The sequence below is a fragment of the Camelimonas sp. FR25 genome, assembly GCF_059740505.1.
In genome coordinates this window covers 14,540-31,520 of sequence record NZ_JCAWFG010000118.1, presented here as the reverse complement: position 1 = coordinate 31,520, position 16,981 = coordinate 14,540, and the positions used below count along the sequence as shown (strand labels likewise).

Sequence of the window (16,981 nt, the reverse complement as noted above, 5' to 3'; positions counted from 1 at the left end):
TGAGCAGGGGATCATGATGATCAACGTTACCTTCCCAGACGGCGCCGCGCGCCAGTTTCCCGCAGGCATCAGCGGTTTTGAGATCGCCAGGGGCATTTCCCCGTCGCTGGCCAAGCGCACCGTCGCCATGGCCATCGATGGCGTGGTCGCCGATCTGGCCGATCCGATCTCCCGCGATGTGAAGATCGAATTCATCAACCGGGAAGATCCGCGCGCCCTGGAGCTGATCCGCCACGACTGCGCCCACGTGCTGGCCGAAGCCGTGCAGAGCCTGTGGCCGGATACCCAGGTCACCATCGGCCCGGTGATCGAGAACGGCTTCTATTACGACTTCGCCCGTTCCGAGCCGTTCACGCCGGAAGATTTCGCCGCCATCGAGAAGAAGATGCGCGAGATCATCGCCAAGGACGCGCCGTTCACCAAGGAAATCTGGACGCGCGAGCAGGCCAAGGAATTTTTCGCGGCGAAGGGCGAGGCCTACAAGGTCGAGCTGATCGACGCCATTCCGCCGGGCGACGACCTGCGCATCTATCGTCAGGGCGACTGGCTCGATCTGTGCCGTGGCCCGCACATGACCTCGACGGGCAAGATCGGCAGCGCCTTCAAGCTGATGAAGGTGGCGGGCGCCTATTGGCGCGGCGACAGCAACAATCCGATGCTGACACGCATTTACGCCACGGCCTTCGCCAAACAGGACGATCTCGACCTGTACATCAGGCAGCTTGAGGAAGCCGAAAAGCGCGACCACCGCCGCCTGGGCCGCGAGATGGACCTGTTCCATTTCCAGGAGGAGGGGCCTGGCACCGTCTTCTGGCATCCCAAGGGCTGGACGCTGTTCCAGTGCATCATCAATTACATGCGTCGCCGCCTTGCCGGCGACTATGATGAGGTGAACGCGCCGCAGATCCTCGACAAGAGCCTGTGGGAGACCTCGGGGCACTGGGACTGGTATCGCGAGAACATGTTCGCGGCGCAGTCGGCGGGCGACGAGGCCGAGGACAAGCGCTGGTTCGTGCTCAAGCCGATGAACTGCCCGGGCCACGTGCAGATCTTCAAGCACGGCCTGAAGTCGTATCGCGATCTGCCGCTGCGCATGGCCGAGTTCGGCATCGTGCATCGTTATGAGGCCTCGGGCGCCATGCACGGCCTGCTGCGCGTGCGCGGCTTCACCCAGGACGACGCCCATGTGTTCTGCACCGAGGACCAGCTGGCGACCGAATGCCTGAAGATCAATGATCTGATCCTCTCGACCTATTCAGACTTTGGCTTCGACAAGATCGTCGTCAAGCTGTCGACCCGCCCGGAGAAGCGCGTCGGATCTGACGCGCTGTGGGACCACGCCGAGGCGGTGATGGGCAAGGTGCTGAAGCAGATCGAAGCGCAATCGGGCGGTCGCATCCAGACCGAGGTCAATGAGGGCGAGGGCGCCTTCTACGGTCCGAAGTTTGAATATGTGCTGCGCGACGCCATTGGCCGCGACTGGCAATGCGGCACCACCCAGGTGGACTTCAACCTGCCGGAGCGTTTCGGCGCCTTCTATATCGACGCCGACGGCCAGAAGAAGACCCCGGTGATGGTGCACCGCGCCATCTGCGGCTCGATCGAGCGCTTCACCGGCATCCTGATCGAGCATTTCGCCGGTCACTTCCCGCTGTGGCTGGCGCCGGAGCAGGTCAAGGTGCTGACCATCACCCAGGATGGCGACGCCTATGCCGCCGAAGTGGCGGAAGCGGCCAGGCGCGCTGGCCTGCGCACTGGCATCGACCTGCGCAACGAGAAGATCACCTACAAGGTGCGCGAGCACTCGCTGGCCAAGGTTCCGGTGCTGCTGGTGGTCGGCAAGAAGGAAGCGGCCGAGCGCACCGTGTCGATCCGCCGCCTCGGCTCGCCGGAGCAGCGCTCGATGGGGCTGGATGAGGCGCTGGCCATGCTGCAGCTCGAGGCGCTGTCGCCGGACCAGCACCGCCTGCGCGGCGCGCCTTCCGCGCCGGCCCAGCTCGATGTGGAGCTTGACGGCAAGAAGGTGGTCGCCGGCGAGCTGTGAGCCGCGCTGGCGAATGATATTGCGATGTGACAACGGCCCCGGAGCGATCCGGGGCCGTTTTTCTGCGCGGCTTCACTGCAGTGCGCCGCGCTCCGCGATGCCATAACGACGGCCCGCTTACGCCATGGGCCCTCCGCCGTCATGCCCGTGCTTGTCACGGGCATCCACGTCTTGCGGCGCGTGGAAGCGGCTCGCGATTGGCCGCTTGTCGCGGCGAGGTTCCAGCAGGCCAAGTGAAGACGTGGATGGTCGGGTCAAGCCCGACCATGACGGGGGTGGGGTGGAGGGATGCGTTGGTCGCCCGATGGGCCTGAGCAAGTGGCGCGCCTGAGCCGACTGCAGGCTCGACGGGCGTTGGCATCCACCCCGGAGCAATCACCAATCCAGAGCCCGTCCGACGCTGTCGCCAGCAAACCGCCCCGCCGTCATGCCCGTGCTCGTCACGGGCATCCACGTCTTGCGGCGCGTGGAAGCGGCTCGCGATTGGCCGCTTGTCGCGGCGAGGTTCCAGCAGGCCAAGTGAAGACGTGGATGGTCGGGTCAAGCCCGACCATGACGGGGGTGGGGCGGGCGGATGCGTTAGTCGCCCGATGGGCCTGAGCAAGTGGCGCGCCTGAGCCGGCTGCAGGCTTGACGGGCGTTGGCAGCCACCCGGGATCGATACGCAATCCTAAGCCCGTCCGACGCTGTCGCCACCAGACCGCCCCGCGGTCATGCCCGTGCTCGTCACGGGCATCCACGCTCTTCCACTACCGACCCTCTTCCACTACCGAGGCTCCCCCACGCAATTGCCTCAACGTCGCGACGCGCCCATTACGCATTAGCCGCGTCACCCGGGCTGGCGGCGCGTGGGGCGCGCAGGGGGCGGAGCATGGGGCGGGACTGGAGGCGACGGGCGCCTTCCTGCTCGGCCTTTGGGGCCTCCAGCGCCATGGTGACGGCGTCGCGCAGGGAGGTGGCGACGAAGTCGGCATAGACTGCGCCAGCGTTAAACGGCAGCGGCGGCGCGCCAGGCTCCAGCGGCACAAACACCCCCACGCGCAGCTTTGGCTGCACGCGCTTAAGCCGACGCACGGTGTGGCGGGCATGGGCGGCGGAGGCGACGTTGAGATAGGTCAGCACCACCGTCTGGAAGTCGCCGAGCGGCAGATCCACCGGGCCGTAACCGGCCAGATCCGTATGAGAGGCGATGCTGGTCTCCGCTCCCTGTACCTCGAGCGTCTGGGCCAGCATGGCGGCGGCGACGTCATCGAGATCGCCGCGTCCGCCGATCATCAGCAGGCGCTGGCCTTCGCCATCTGGCAGCACCAGCGGCGGCGGCCCGGGCTCGTCGGCGACGCCGTCCTCATCGGCGTCCTTGTCCTCGCTGACGATACGCTTGCCGGCGTCGATAATTCTGGAGATCACGCCGCCTTCGCCTTCGCCTTCGCCCTGGCCTTCCGCGTTCGCCGCCTGCTCTTCCTCTTCCTCCTCGTGCTCCTCCTCGAGCGCGATGTCGGTCAGATTGGCGACCAGGGTCTGGGCTGTGGCGGAGAAGCGGGCGCGCTGCTTCTCATCGAGCACGCCGCGCTGGCGGTCCGCCTCGCCCATGCGCAAAGCCGGGAGGCCGATCTGGTCGTAATAATCGACCAGATAGTCCTTCTCGAGGAGCTCCTCGGCGTTGTCGGTAGCCTCATGGGGGTCGCCGGACAGCAGGCGCTGGTACAGCCGTTGATGCGGCTCCAACACCGGCTTGTTGCCGAGCAGCACGTCGAGGAAGGCGAATTGCGGCACGTGCCGCCCCAACACCATCATGCACACGGTGATCGGCGTCGACAGCACGAGGCCAATCGGCCCCCACAGCGAGGTCCAGACGATGGCGGCGACGATGATCGCCATGGCCGACAGGCCGGTGCGCGAGCCATACAGCCAGGGCTCGATGACATTGTTGCTGATCAGTTCGACCACGATGAACAGGGCGGCGGTCCACAGCAGCAGCGACCAGCCTGGCGAGACAGCCACGGCGAGGAACAGCGGGATCATCATGCCGATGACCGGGCCGATATAGGGCACAAAACGCAGCACCAGCGTCAGCAGACCCCACAGCATGGCGTTGGGAATGCCGAGCAGCCACAGGCCGATGCCGATCGGGATGGCGTACAGAATGTTCACCACCAATTGCATCAGCAGATAATGACCAACGCGGGTTCCGGCGTCCTGCAGCGCCTCGGTGGTTTTGTGCAAATCGCCCGCGCCGACGAGGCGGATAAAGCGGTCGCGCAGATCCTCGCGCTCCAGCAGCATGAAGATCACCACGACAATGATCAGGCCGGCGGTGGCGAAGGGGCTGAGCAGCGGCACAATGACGTTGCGCAACGTGTCGATGGGGCTCTCGCGCGGCACCACTTCCACCGGCACCGGCTGAGGTTTGCCGTCAGGCCCGGGCGCGGTGCGGGCGCTGGCCAGCGGACCATCGCCTGCCGCCGGCGGGGCGGCTGTCGCAGAGGCGCTGCCGCCGCCGTCAGCCGAAGGCGCGTCGCCAGCGGGCGCAGGCGCCTTGCGCTCGATCTCGGCGCCGATGCGGTTCATGGCGCTGGTGACGCGGTCGACAATGCCGCCCTGCGCCCCCATTTCCTTGAGCGACTGCACCTTCTGCACGATGTTCGACTGATAGGTCGGCAGATTGTGCGCCAGATTGCTGACCTGGCTGGCGACAATAAAGCTGAACAGGCTGATGACGGCGAACGCCATCGCCACCGTGAGGATCACTGACGCGACCTTTGGCACCGACCATTTGCGCAGGAAATTGACAATCGGCGCGAGCGTGAAAGTGAGCAGGATCGCCACCGCCAGCGGCATGAAGATCTCGCGCCCGACATAGAGCAGCCCGGCGAGGATGATCAGGGTCAGGAGCGCTGTGGCCGAGGGGCGCACCACGTCATGGCCGACGGGCGCAACGGTGATCGGCGGCGGCGCCGGAGGATGCAGCGTGTCGCGGATAGGCGCCATTCCCGAGCTCTTTCCTGTCGACAGGCGCGGCTTCGACGGCCTGCAGCGCGCCTGTGGGTCCTCAGTTGCGTCATCACTTCAGCGCCCGCTGGCGTCCGCTGACGCGCAGCAGGCACGGGGGCGGGTGATAGGATGTGTCTGGCGCAGATCACCAGACAGGCGAAGTAAAACGCGCGTTATCGGCAGGAGTTCCATACACAACACTGCAATAATGCGGTGTTGCATCACGCCCGGGACGCCAGTTTGCGCCAGTAGTTCCGCTGAAGCTCAGATGGCGGTGCGGTGACGGTGGTGTAGATGCGCCGCATCCGGCCCTGAGGCGGCGCGAGACGCCTGGTCAGCGCGCAGCTGCGCCGACGCAAAGGCGCTCGACGGCGCCGCGTTTCGTAACGTGGTCAGGACCAGGCGCGGCGAGCAGGGGGGGGCGGCGGCCGAGGCGACCGGACGGCGCGCCCAGCGCGATCCGCCGCCGTTCGCCCGCCTTGCAGCGCCACGCTGGTAGCGGCGCAAGCGCATAAGGCGGAGCCGGGCGCAGGAGGGCTTGGGCCGCCGCATGGGCGGCCAGTCGTCAGTTCATTGCGACGCCAGCACTTCGATGTCGCGATTGACGCCGGATTCCACCTTGAACTCGCGGGTGTGCACCTTGCCGTCATGGCGGGCGATGACGACGTAATCACCTTCCGCCAGCACCAGCGAGGGAAACGCGCCGATCTCTTCGCGAATGACGTCGCCGCCGGGCGTGAGCACGCTGAACGCCGTGCCGGCGAAGGCCTCGCCGCCGGGCGCCTGCACCAGTTTCAGCGTCACTGTCGCTGCCCGGTGGTGCAGGGTGGCTTCAGTGACCTTGCCGGGTTCGACCCTGAGGTCGGCGCGCATCACCGCGTTGGAATCACCGAAGGTCGACACCACATGGTACAGGCCCTCGGGCAGGCGGATGACCACCCCGGGCGGCGCGCTGTCGATCACCTGGCGCCCCTCCAGATCCTGCCCAACCGGCACATAGACAGAGACGCGCATCTGGCCGGCGGGGATCGGCACATCGCCGACCGATCCCATCACCTTGAGGCCGCCCGCATTGATGGCCAGCTGCGCCTGGGAATCGGAATGCAGGTCGATGCGGCGCATGGCGCTGGCATAGCCATAGGACACGTGCGCCACATACACGCCAGGCCTGAGCTGCAAGACTGGCGTGGCGTCGGTGGTCTCCACCACCGGTCGGGCGATGGCTTCGCCTGAATCAGGAGTATCCGGATAAATGCGCCAGAGCAGGCCGCCGGCGATCGGCTTGCCCGGCGACGACGACAGGCTGGCGCTGAGCGACAGGCGGAATTGCTGCTCATTGGCCGTGTCAGCGGGCTTCGGCGGGGCCTGCAATGAGCCAGCGGCGCCTGGCGGGGGCGGATTGCTGAGGCTGGGCGCCTCGCCTGCAGGGGCGGCAGGCGCAGGAGCGGCAAGGGCGGCAGCAGCAGCAGGAGCAGCAGGAGCAGCGATCGCGCCCGTCATGCCAGGCGTCCGCGCGGGGTCTTTGGCGGAAACCTGAGGCGGCTGCAGGGCAGGCGCGCCGGGCGCTTGCTGGGCTAACAGCGACGTCGGCATGGCGAAGACGCCGAGCATGAGGCTCGCAATCAGCCGTGCCGAATTTGTCTGGCGCGGCTGCCGAACCGATGACTGCGGTCCGCGCGCTTTGCCGATTTCGCCGACTTGTCGCATCTGGCGCCCCGCTTCCATCCCAATGCATCCCTTCCAGAAGCAACTTGCCCGCCTCGCGTCGGCCCCGCTTCGCCGTCGACGACGGCCCGTTGGTAACGCGGGCGTCCGGCGCTGCCAACTGCCGTGTCATGCCACCGGACCTTGCGCTAGGCATATGGCTGAAGCTGACGAGCAAACCTCACCAGGCGCCGCGCTGGCCCGGGCAGCGCCTGAGCGTTGCTGGCGGCGCATGCGTGAGCATCGTCGCGTCCTAGTATGATGCAAGGCGAACCCGCCGAATTTCGGGCGAAGCCGCCGGCCCTGCGTGGCGCGCGGATTGCACAATGGGGTGTTTGTGCCGTGGCGGCGGGCGTCTGCCGCTACGTCGACTGGGGTATTGCCGCTGCGCTTTGTTGTACACAGCCGTCGCTGCTTGCGCGCAATCGTGAAGCCGCAACGCAAACTGAGCTGCTAAGCAATTATGATTCAAGCAAATTGGGTGGGGCCTGGTGGGTGTGACGTCTCCCAAGTGACGTCTTGAGTGTGACGACTTGAGTGTGACGACTTGGGTGAGACGTCTGGGTGCGGCGTTTTGGATTCGGATGAATATGGCGGATGGACCGGTCTCCGTTCGGGAGCAGTTTGGCATTCTGTTCGTGGGCGTGGCGCGGCGCTGGCGCGCGGCGCTGGATGGCGGCCTCGCGGAAGCGGGCCTGAAGGACGTCACCTGGAGCCCGATGGTTCACCTGAGTCGCGCCGGCGGCGGCCTCACCCAGACCGACCTTGCGCCGCGCGTCGGCGTCAGCGGCAGCACGCTGGTGCGTCTGCTCGACGCGCTTGACCAGCGGGGTTTCATCGAGCGACGGCAGAGTGGCGTCGACCGGCGCGAGAACCGGCTGTTTCTCACCGCTGAAGGCGCGGCGGTGGTGGCGCGAATCGAACAACGCATTGACGCGCTGGAGGCCGACATGTTGCGCGACATCCCCGACGCTGACCTGCAGGCCGCGACAGCATTGCTGAAGCGCATCGACGCCAATGTGGGCGCGCGGCGGCGCCGCAGCCGACGCAGGGCGTCGCCCCCTGGCGGCGCGACCACGTGAGCGTTCAGCCGTTAGGCCCCGGCGCCTGGCTGGCCCAGCGTGGCTTCATCCCCGGTCGCCTCCCGTTCACCCTGCGCACGGCGCTCGCCGCCTTTTGCGCCATCGCCGTGGCGCTGGCCTTGGGGCTGGAGCATCCGCAATGGGCGGGCATGACGGTATGGGCCGCCTCCATGCCGGTGCGCAGTCATCTCATCGAACGCAGCCTGTTTCGCGCGTTCGGCACGGTGGTCGGCGCCGCCGCGGGCATTGTGTTGCTGCTCGTGGCAGGGGGGGGCTGGCCGCTGGTGATCGGCCTTTCCCTGTGGCTGGGGCTGTGCGCCGGGCTCGGCAATCTGGCGCGCGGTTTCACCGCTTATGGGGCGATGCTGGCAGGCTATACGGCGGCGATGGTGGCGTTGCTGCACAGCGCCCAGATCGACACGCCGTTCGCCGTGGGCGTCGATCGCATGTGGACGGTGCTGGTGGGCGTGGCGGCGGCGCTGGCTGTCGGGCTGCTCTATGCCGCGCCACAGCCCGTGGCAGCTTTTGACGCCCGCCTGCGCGTGTTGCTCGGCTACGCCTTCCGGGCGCTGGCGGCGCATTTCGCGGCTGCGAATGCGGCGGGCGCGCGGGGTGGGGCGGAGGCGGCTCAGGATGTCGACGCCGCGCGCATCGCCTTGATGGGCGATCTGGCGCGGCTGGAAGAAGAATTCGAGGCCCACGCCGCCGGCTCGCTGCGCGCCCGCCGTCAGGTGCATGATTTGCGCCGGCTGGTGCTGGCCCTCGCAAGCGCGGCGCTGTGGCTGCGGCGACAGCCGCCCGCCGGGGCCGCGACGCTGGTCGCGCCATTGCTGCGCGCCGCTGCGGCGCTTGAGGCGAGCGCCGATGCGGAGCTGGCGGGGACGGATCAGCAAGGCCCGCAAGGCCTGGAGGCATTACGGCGGCAGGCCCAAAGTGCCTGCGATGAGGTCGCTGCGGCGGCAAACGGTATGGGCGGGCTCACCACTGACCTTGCGGCGGCGGCGCACGCTCTGGCGGTGGCGGCGCCCCTGGACGCGGGGCGTACTGAGCTTGTGGCGGCTGCGCCCGCCGCGACTGCCGCTGCTGAGGCGCCTATCGTGCCTTGGGGCGTCGTCCGCCTGCATCGCGACCGGACCGGGGCGTGGGAGGCGATGGCGCGGGCAGGGCTGACCGCTTTGGCCATTGGCGCGCTGTGGTTGCTCACCGGCTGGGAGGCGGGGCCCTACATGCTGCTGGGCGCGGCGATCATGACCACGGTGTTCTCCACGGCTGAGGCGCCGACGGTCATGCTGCGTCAGGTGCTGCTTGGCCAGACGCTGGGGGTGATCGGGGCCTTCGCCTGTCGCTGGCTGCTGTGGCCACACGCCGCCAGCGAATGGGCGCTGGTGGCGATGATGGCCCCGTTCATGCTCATCGGCGCGCTGCTGTTTGCGCATCGACGCGGCGCGGGCCCAGTGGGTTTCGATTATAACATGTTGGTGTTGCTGCTGTTGCAGCCGACCCTGCCGCTCAGCGGTGATGTGGCGCGCTGGCTGGAGCTGGGCGTCGCCGTCTTGCTGGGCCCGGCGCTGGCCCTTGTGGCCTACCAATTGATTTATCCGGTCAGCGCCCGGCGCCGCCAGCGCCATCTGCTCGGCATGATGGGCGCTGATCTGGCGGCGATCGCCAGCCGAAACAGTGAACGTCGCCGTCTCGCCTTGCGCAGTCGCCTGCTGCACCGCAGCCTCCGGCTGATCCGTCAGGTCGAGCGCAACGGCGGCGTCACCGCCACCGCCGTGGCGACATCTGGCGCGCTGATGCTGGCGGCTGAGGCGGCGCGCGCCGTGGCGCGATCAATGGAGCAGCCAACCATATCCGGGCGCGACCGGCGGCGGCTGCACGTGGCGCTGGGGCGGCTGGCGCAGTTCGGCAAGGCAGCCGACGACAGCGTGAGGACCGGCCGGTTCCCCCCACGCCGGCGACCTGAAGCCGATGGCGCCGGTGGATTTTCCCTGCCGCCAGCCGGCGAGGCGCTGGCCCTGTCATCTGACTGCGCCCTGCGCGCCGCATGGGCGTTACGCCAGGCCGCTGACAGCGGCGCCCCCGGCCTCGACGTCAGCTTGCTGCGCGATGCGGCGGCGGCGCTGTCGGCGCTGGCGCTCACCCAGCCAGCCGCGCTGGCCTGAGCCTCGCCCGGGGCGAGGCACGCCCCGGGTGAGGCGCGCCAAGAGGGAGGCTCGCATGGCGGCGGCTCGGCGCCGGGCGAAAGCTGGCGTATAGCAAATCGCCGCGCCACAGCATGCCGCGTTCGCCTGCCGGACCAGTCGCCGCGCGCCTCTTGCCCCTGCCGTAACCGGTGCTGGCAGGGGCATGTCTTTGCGGTGGCATGTCTTGGCAAGGGCACGTCCTGGCAGGGACATGTCTTGGCAGGGGCACGTCTTGGCAGCGGCAGGCCACGGGTGGGGCGCCGCCAACCGCCCCGAGAAGGAAGTACATTGGTGTCTGAGATGTTGAGCTTGATGGCGACGCGTCGCTCGGTTCCTCCAGCTGGCCTGCGTGGGCCGGGACCTGATGCGGCTGACATTGCGCAATTGCTGACGCTGGCGGCCCGCGTGCCGGATCATGGCAAGCTGGCGCCGTTCCGCTTTGTGGTCATCGCTGGCGCGGCGCGCGATCAGCTCGCGGATGTGGCTGAATCGGCGGTGCGCGCCGATCAGCCTGGCGTCGCCGCCGCCAATGTGGCCAGCGAGCGGGCGCGGGTCACCACCTCGCCGGTGATCGTCGCGGTGGTGTCGACGGCGCGGCCGCACCCGAAGATTCCGCTATGGGAGCAGGAATTGTGCGCCGGCGCCGTGTGCATGGCCCTGACCCAGGCCGCCTGCGCCATGGGCTTCGCCACCTCCTGGCTGACGGGCTGGCTGGCGACGGATCAGCGGATTCTCAAGGCGCTGGGGCTTGCGCCGCACGAACGCATCGCCGGTTATGTGCACATCGGCCACGCCGACAAGAGGCCGCCAGAGCGCGAGCGGCCCGACATGGCGCAGATCGTCAGCTGGTATGGCGGTCAGCAGGGCTGAGCGCCGGGCCGCGCGCTGAAGCGGACGTGCGCAAGCTTGCTCAAACTTATCCAGCGTGGGCGACAGCAACGACAAATGAGCCTGGCGCGCTGTCCCAGGCCGACATGAACAGGGGGATGGATGTTTTACGAAGCACATCGGCGCCGCGAGGCGCTGGCGCATGATCCCTTCAAGGCGCTGGTCGCCCCACGCCCCATTGGCTGGATCAGCTCGGTAAGCGCCGCTGGGGCGATTAACCTCGCGCCTTACAGTTTCTTCAACGGCTTCTCCACCGACCCGGCCATCGTCGGGTTTTCGACGGGCGGCTACAAGGACAGCATCGCCTTTGTCGAGGAGACGCGGGAGTTCACCTGCTCAATCGCCAATTGGGACCTGCGCTTCGCCATGAGCGAGACCTCGGCACCGCTGCCGCGCGGCGTCAATGAGTTCGAACACGCCGGGCTGGAGATGGCGCCGTCGGTGCTGGTGCGGCCGCCGCGCGTCAAGGCGGCCCCGGCGGCGCTGGAGTGCCGCTATCTGCAGACCATCCAGCTCAATGATCTGGACGGCCGCGACACCGACTGGAAGCTGGTGCTGGGCCAGGTGGTCGGCGTGCATATCGACGACCGCTTTATCAGTGAAGATGGCCGCATTGACACGGCGGCGATGCAATTGATCGCCCGGCTTGGCTTCCGCGATTACGCCGTGGTCAATGAGGTGTTCGCCATCAAGCGCCCGGAGGGCGGCGGCGACTGATATCAGAACCCGCTGGGTATGACTCATCGGGTTCTGGTTAAGCCCGTGCGGCGCCTGAGCATTTCAGGATGCGGATGCGTCAGCATCTTCGCATCCTGATATGAGACGCCGCCCCCGTCGCCGTCTGGCGCCGCAGGGGCCGGTGATCAGTTTCTGCCGATTACCGTCAGTCGTGGCTGTTCAGCCGTTTTGGCCGGCGCGGGCGAGAGTGCGCTGGGCCCGGCGCAGGTGCGGGCGGTCGACCATGTGGCCATTGATGTTGATCACCCCGAGGCTGTCGTCGGCGGCGAAGGCCTCGACGATCTGCCGGGCCTCGGCCAGGGCTTCGGGCGAGGGGGTGAAGCGGGCGTGGATCACCGGGATCTGGGCCGGATGGATCGCCAGCTTGCCGGTGAAGCCGTCGCGCACCGCCTCCTGGCACTCCCTGTCGAGGCCATCCTCGTCCTTCAGCCGGGTGTAGACCGTGTCGATGGCGGCGACCCCCGCTGCGCTGGCGGCGAACAGCAGCAGCGACCGCGCCAGCCGGAACGGCTCGGTGAACAGCCCGTCGGCGTCGCGATTGGCCTGCGCGCCAATATCAGCCGACAGATCCTCCGCGCCCCAGGACAGGGCGGCCAGCCGCCGGCTGCACCCGGCGTAGCTGCCAAGGCCGAAGATGCCAGCGCCGGTCTCGGTGGCCACTGGCATGAGCAGGGTGTGGCCGTCGGGCAGATCGAACTCGGCCTCGCGCACCGCCACCTTGGCGGCCAGATGCGAGATGTCGGCGCCGCCCGAGCTCTTCGGCAGCACCACCCCGGCCGGCCCGGCGGCCATCACCACATCGAGGTCGGCGTCGGTGAGGCCGGTGTCGAGGGCGTTGACGCGCACCAGAAGGCGCGGGCCGCCAGCCTGGGTGCTGGCCTCGCGGATAAAGTCGCGGGCGGTGACGCGGGCGGCGTCCTTGAGGCCGATGGCCACCGAATCTTCCAGGTCGATGATCAGCGCATCCGCGCCCGAATCCATGGCCTTCGCCAGTTTGCGCGGGCTGTCGCCGGGGACGAAGAGGAAGGACCGCATGGAGGCTCTCGCTAAGGGGACCAGAAGGGGCGCGTGGTGCGACAGGGACAGAATTTTGGCGTCGGCCCGGCAAGTCGTTTTGTTGATGCACCACCACCGACAGATGGCGATTGAATCAGGCGCTTGGCCGGCGGCGCATTAGCGCCTGGCGCCGGCACGTGGCCACCAGCACGCCATCCTGTTTGTAGGCGCGGTGGATGAACTCGACAATGCCGGCGTCGGGGCGGGACGCTGACGGCCGCGCTGACGCCACCTCGCTCTCCACCCGCACCGTGTCGCCCTCGAACAGCGGGGCCGGAAAGCGCACGTCGGTCATGCCGAGATTGCCGATGGTGGTGCCCATGGTGGTGTCGTTCACGGAAATGCCGATCATCAGGCCGAGGGTGAACAGCGAATTGACCAGCGGCTGGCCCCATTCGGTCTCGGTGGCGCAGAAATGGGCGTCGATGTGCAGCGGCTGCGGATTGAGCGTCATGTTGGAGAACAGCATGTTGTCCATCTGCGTCACCGTGCGGGTGAGGCGATGGGCGAAGCTGCGCCCCGGCGTCAGATCCCCAAACCACAGGCCGCCGCGCGGATGGCGTCCATCGTCGCTGGCCTGCAGTGGCGTCGGTTGCTCACTCATGCGGCGCTCCTTGCGGCTGCTCGCCCGTAGAACGGCGTCAGGTCATGCATCACGTAACCCAGGCATCACGTAACCCAGGCATTACCTAACGCAAGCATCACGCAACCGATGCATCACGCGACGGCGAGGCAGGTGCCGCCGCGCCAGGGTCTCATACCAGGATGCGAAGATGCTAACGCATCCGCATCCTGAAATGCTCAGGCGCCGCACGGGCTTAGCCAGAACCCGATGAGTCATGCTCATCGGGTTCTGGTATCAGGCGCCGAACTGCTCGCGCAGGATGCGCTCATCGAGTCCATGGCCGGGATCGTGCAGCAGCGTCAGCTCGACGGCGTCGTCGGTGCGCACCTCGACGCGGTGGACGTGGCGCACCTCGCGTCCATCGGCCACAGCGGCGACCGGGCGCTTGTCCGCCTCCAGCACCTCAATGGCGACGCGGGCGTAATTCGGCAGCAAGGCGCCACGCCAGCGCCGTGGCCGGAACGGGGCCAGCGGCGTCAGCGCCAGGAGCGGCGCGTTGAGCGGCAGGATCGGGCCGTGGGCCGAGAGATTGTAAGCGGTGGAGCCAGCCGGGGTGGCGACCAGCACGCCGTCAGCGGTCAGCTCTTCCATGCGCACCTTGCCGTCGATGGAAATGCGCAGGCGCGCCGCCTGGTGGGTCTGGCGCAGCATGCTGACCTCATTGATGGCGTGGGCGGTGACGCCGACGCCATTGCGATCCACGGCCTGCATCAGCAGCGGATGGATGATCGAGCGCATCGCCGCTTCCAGCCGCTCGATCAGATTGTCCTCGCAGAAATCATTCATCAGAAAGCCGACCGAGCCGCGATGCATGCCGTAGATCGGTTTGTTGCGGCCGAGAAAACGATGCAGCGTCTGCAGCATCAGGCCGTCGCCGCCCAGGGCCACGATGATGTCTGCGTCCTCCGGATCGACGCCGCCATAGCGCGCCTCAAGGCGCTCTCGCGAGGCCTGGGCTTCGGGTACGTCGCTGGAGACAAAGCCGATCGACGAATGTGTGCGTCGCATATCCTGCCCGTGTTTCGCGTCCGGCGGCAAGCGCTGGCGGCCCCATGCATGACATGTCCGCAGCCCCGTGGGAACTGCGCCATGATAGGGGGGCGGGGGCGGTAATGCCAGGCCGCGAAGATGCTGACGCATCCGCGACCTGAAATGCTCAGTCGCCGCACGGGCTTGGCCGGCGCCCGATGAGCCATGCGCATCGGGCGCCGGTATAAGGTCAGGCTACCGGCGGCGCTCGGGGGCATGGCAGTCGTCGGCTGACGCTGGGCGGTGGATGGCCCGTCAGCCGCCCTTGGCCGCCAGCCGCTTGCGCCAGCGCCTGTCGCCGGCCATTTGGAGCGCTGATCTGTTCGCCGGACCAAGGCCACAGCGAGGCGTCGCTGCCCCCATGGCACGGCTGGCGCAGCCCTGGAGCCGCCAATGAGCGCTTTTCTGTTTTTGTACACCACCTTCCCGGGACCGGAGGCAGCGCGAGCGGCGGCGCGGACGCTGGTGGAGGCCGGGGTCGTGGCCTGCGCCAACATCTTTCCGGCCATGCAATCGGTCTATCGCTATGAGGACGAGGTCAATGAGGCCACCGAAGCGGCGGTGATCTTCAAGCTGCCGGCGGCAAATCGCGCCGCCGCCGCCGAACTGCTGCGCGACAGCCACCCCTATGACACGCCGGTGGTGGCGTTCCTCAACGTTGACCCCGATCCAGCCACCGCCGCCTGGCTCAACGACGCCACCCGCAGCGTAGATGGCGATTAAGACGAGGCCGCGACGATGCTGACGCATGCGCGACCTGACCGGCTCAGCCGCACGAGCTGGACCGGGCCCGATCGGTCATGCGCATTGGGCGCTGGTACAAGACACAGGGCGCCGCTGCATGGGGCGCTGCGGCGGATTCAGCCATCTGGCGTAAGGTCAAGTCGCCACGAAAATTTTACTTCCCTGCAGCCAGGTCCGGTGTTAATTTGTTGTTAATAAATATACGGGCGAGCGCCCTGTCCATCACACTCCGCGAGACCACGCCTCCCTCTGCCCCCTCAGAGGGGGGCGTTTTGTTGTGGGGGCGGCGACCGCCGTCGCTGCGGTGCGGTTTTGCGCAAGACATTTCCATATCCTGCCGGTTCGTATTATGGCTGTTGCATCAACAACAGGAGGAAATGCCATGGTTTCGATCGTCGCCAGGATCAAGGTCAAGGAAGGCCAGGGGGCGTCGTTCGCCAAGGTCGCCAAGCAGCTGCAGGACGCCGTCGCCGCCAATGAGCCGGGTTGCGAGTTCTACCGCCTGCACAAGACCGACGACGACACCGTTTTCGTGTTCATTGAGCGCTACAAGGACCAGGCCGCCATTGAGGCGCACCGCAAGTCCGATCACTTCCGTACCCTCGGCAAGGAAATGGGCCAGTACATGGCCGAGCCGCCGAAGGTGGAAGTGTTCCACGAAGCCTGATCGGGCTGACGCATCGGCGGCGCAGGACGTCGCCGCCGCGATGCTGCGCCGCGGGCCCCAGCCAGCGTTATGAATGACAAGGGCCGCCCGATTGGGCGGCCCTTGGCGTTTTAAAGCGTGCTGCTCGCGCGGGATCTGCTGTCGCTGGTCACAGCTGTCGTTCGCCTGCGCGAACAACAGCCGTCGTCACCACGCCCCAGGCCTTACTCAGGCTGGCGCAGCAGAAAATGCCCATAGGCGCTGGCGATCGGCTTTTCCGGATTGTCCTGCCAGGCTTCAACCATCACCGAGACGACGCGGCGGCCTTCCTTGGTGATGCGGCAGCGGGCGTAGGTGTCGACCGGGCGACCCGAGCGCAGATAATTGATGGTCAGCCCGATGGGCTTGGGCGGGCGATTCTGGCCGAACTGGGCGCTGAGTTGCAGCAGCGCGGTGCTCTCCAGAAAGGCGCCGATCGTGCCGCCATGCAGCGCCGGCAGCGACGGGTTGCCGATCAGTTTGGGGTCGAAGCGCATGGTGGCGGTGACCACATCGCCCTGCTGTTCGCACTCGACGCCGAGATATTGCGAATAGCTCATGCGATCGAGCATCTTCTGCGCCGCGCTGTCCGGGGACTTCGGCGCGGCGGGGGTGCGCACTGGCAGAGCGTCGAGCTTTGTGCGGTCGGCCTTCACCGCGATGGTGGTGCTGTTGGCGGCCAGCATGAAAGTGGCCACGGCGTTGGCGATCAGATCGTTTTCGCCCTGATAGGCCTCGGCGCGGACGAAGGCGATGTTCTTCGTCATCTTGTAGCAATGGGCGTGGCAGCGCACCGTCTCGCCGCTCGACGCCGGCTTCATGTAATCAATGCGCAGGTCGAGCGTGGCGATCGCCTGCTTCATCACCTTCTTGAGCTGCACCGAGGCGCCGCAGGTGTGGTCGATCAAGGCGGTGATGACGCCGCCATGCAGGATGCCGGTCTCGACATCGCCGGCGAAATCCGACCGATAGGGCAGGGCCAACGTGGCGTGGCCGACGCGGGCGTCCTCAAACTGCAGGCCCAGAGCGTCGGCATGCGGCGTGCCCCCGGACATGCGCTTGCGGATGAACTCCAGCAGGGCTGGATCCAGCTCGGCGCCGTCTTCAAGGGCTCCAATGACTTCCTTGATCGTCATGGACCAGGTGACCTCCAAACTCGATACAGGTGGCGCCGCAGCTATGCGCGGAGCAAATGTCTGGCTCCGCGAT

13 protein-coding genes are annotated in these 16,981 nt (G+C 67.3%); 7 read left to right on the top strand and 6 right to left on the bottom strand.

Features of this window, described 5'->3' with window-relative positions:
• The first annotated feature begins 16 nt into the window (after window positions 1-16).
• Window positions 17-2,044, top strand: coding sequence for a threonine--tRNA ligase (gene thrS / locus AC6A67_RS17165; RefSeq protein WP_498037829.1), 2,028 nt, complete (start codon window positions 17-19; stop codon window positions 2,042-2,044).
• A gap of 813 nt (window positions 2,045-2,857) precedes the next feature.
• Here thrS and AC6A67_RS17160 read toward each other — a convergent pair.
• The gene (locus tag AC6A67_RS17160) at window positions 2,858-5,032 is read right to left on the bottom strand and encodes an AI-2E family transporter (protein WP_498037778.1); all 2,175 of its coding nucleotides are present in this window, start codon (window positions 5,030-5,032) and stop codon (window positions 2,858-2,860) included.
• Window positions 5,033-5,605: 573 nt separating this feature from the next.
• Window positions 5,606-6,535, bottom strand: coding sequence for an RgsD C-terminal domain-containing protein (locus AC6A67_RS17155; protein ID WP_498037777.1), 930 nt, complete (start codon window positions 6,533-6,535; stop codon window positions 5,606-5,608).
• 794 nt (window positions 6,536-7,329) lie between these two features.
• On the opposite strand from AC6A67_RS17155, the gene AC6A67_RS17150 reads away from it, so the two are divergent.
• From AC6A67_RS17150 to AC6A67_RS17135, 4 genes are all read left to right on the top strand, one after another.
• A complete protein-coding gene (locus AC6A67_RS17150; protein ID WP_498037776.1) occupies window positions 7,330-7,821 on the top strand; it encodes a MarR family winged helix-turn-helix transcriptional regulator in 492 nt (163 codons plus the stop codon).
• Complete coding sequence (locus AC6A67_RS17145; RefSeq protein WP_498037775.1) at window positions 7,818-9,986, top strand: FUSC family protein; 2,169 nt, start codon at window positions 7,818-7,820, stop codon at window positions 9,984-9,986. Before AC6A67_RS17150 ends, AC6A67_RS17145 begins: the two co-directional genes overlap by 4 nt.
• A 321-nt stretch (window positions 9,987-10,307) precedes the next feature.
• The gene (locus tag AC6A67_RS17140) at window positions 10,308-10,877 is read left to right on the top strand and encodes a nitroreductase family protein (RefSeq protein ID WP_498037774.1); all 570 of its coding nucleotides are present in this window, start codon (window positions 10,308-10,310) and stop codon (window positions 10,875-10,877) included.
• Window positions 10,878-10,997: 120 nt separating this feature from the next.
• The gene (locus AC6A67_RS17135; RefSeq protein ID WP_498037773.1) at window positions 10,998-11,612 is read left to right on the top strand and encodes a flavin reductase family protein; all 615 of its coding nucleotides are present in this window, start codon (window positions 10,998-11,000) and stop codon (window positions 11,610-11,612) included.
• Between the two features lie 180 nt (window positions 11,613-11,792).
• Here AC6A67_RS17135 and AC6A67_RS17130 read toward each other — a convergent pair whose 3' ends face one another.
• The 3 genes from AC6A67_RS17130 to AC6A67_RS17120 form a co-directional block, all read right to left on the bottom strand.
• Window positions 11,793-12,668, bottom strand: coding sequence for an HpcH/HpaI aldolase/citrate lyase family protein (locus AC6A67_RS17130; protein ID WP_498037772.1), 876 nt, complete (start codon window positions 12,666-12,668; stop codon window positions 11,793-11,795).
• Between the two features lie 115 nt (window positions 12,669-12,783).
• A complete protein-coding gene (locus tag AC6A67_RS17125; protein ID WP_498037771.1) occupies window positions 12,784-13,293 on the bottom strand; it encodes a MaoC family dehydratase in 510 nt (169 codons plus the stop codon).
• 255 nt (window positions 13,294-13,548) lie between these two features.
• On the bottom strand, window positions 13,549-14,322 hold the full coding sequence (locus AC6A67_RS17120) for an NAD kinase (protein ID WP_498037770.1): 774 nt from the start codon (window positions 14,320-14,322) through the stop codon (window positions 13,549-13,551).
• A gap of 414 nt (window positions 14,323-14,736) precedes the next feature.
• Here AC6A67_RS17120 and cutA point away from each other — a divergent pair, with 414 nt between their 5' ends.
• Complete coding sequence (cutA, locus tag AC6A67_RS17115; protein ID WP_498037769.1) at window positions 14,737-15,066, top strand: divalent-cation tolerance protein CutA; 330 nt, start codon at window positions 14,737-14,739, stop codon at window positions 15,064-15,066.
• Window positions 15,067-15,469: 403 nt separating this feature from the next.
• The gene (locus tag AC6A67_RS17110; protein ID WP_498037768.1) at window positions 15,470-15,754 is read left to right on the top strand and encodes a putative quinol monooxygenase; all 285 of its coding nucleotides are present in this window, start codon (window positions 15,470-15,472) and stop codon (window positions 15,752-15,754) included.
• Between the two features lie 203 nt (window positions 15,755-15,957).
• On the opposite strand, the gene AC6A67_RS17105 is transcribed toward AC6A67_RS17110, so the two are convergent.
• A complete protein-coding gene (locus tag AC6A67_RS17105; protein ID WP_498037767.1) occupies window positions 15,958-16,908 on the bottom strand; it encodes a PaaI family thioesterase in 951 nt (316 codons plus the stop codon).
• Window positions 16,909-16,981 lie beyond the last annotated feature (73 nt).

Coding starts and splice junctions, on each gene's coding strand:
- thrS (WP_498037829.1), top strand. CDS start 17: ATGATCAACGTTACCTTCCCAGACGGCGCCGCGCGCCAGTTTCCCGCA.
- AC6A67_RS17160 (WP_498037778.1), bottom strand. CDS start 5,032: ATGGCGCCTATCCGCGACACGCTGCATCCTCCGGCGCCGCCGCCGATC.
- AC6A67_RS17155 (WP_498037777.1), bottom strand. CDS start 6,535: ATGACGGGCGCGATCGCTGCTCCTGCTGCTCCTGCTGCTGCTGCCGCC.
- AC6A67_RS17150 (WP_498037776.1), top strand. CDS start 7,330: ATGGCGGATGGACCGGTCTCCGTTCGGGAGCAGTTTGGCATTCTGTTC.
- AC6A67_RS17140 (WP_498037774.1), top strand. CDS start 10,308: ATGTTGAGCTTGATGGCGACGCGTCGCTCGGTTCCTCCAGCTGGCCTG.
- AC6A67_RS17135 (WP_498037773.1), top strand. CDS start 10,998: ATGTTTTACGAAGCACATCGGCGCCGCGAGGCGCTGGCGCATGATCCC.
- AC6A67_RS17130 (WP_498037772.1), bottom strand. CDS start 12,668: ATGCGGTCCTTCCTCTTCGTCCCCGGCGACAGCCCGCGCAAACTGGCG.
- AC6A67_RS17125 (WP_498037771.1), bottom strand. CDS start 13,293: ATGAGTGAGCAACCGACGCCACTGCAGGCCAGCGACGATGGACGCCAT.
- AC6A67_RS17120 (WP_498037770.1), bottom strand. CDS start 14,322: ATGCGACGCACACATTCGTCGATCGGCTTTGTCTCCAGCGACGTACCC.
- cutA (WP_498037769.1), top strand. CDS start 14,737: ATGAGCGCTTTTCTGTTTTTGTACACCACCTTCCCGGGACCGGAGGCA.
- AC6A67_RS17110 (WP_498037768.1), top strand. CDS start 15,470: ATGGTTTCGATCGTCGCCAGGATCAAGGTCAAGGAAGGCCAGGGGGCG.
- AC6A67_RS17105 (WP_498037767.1), bottom strand. CDS start 16,908: ATGACGATCAAGGAAGTCATTGGAGCCCTTGAAGACGGCGCCGAGCTG.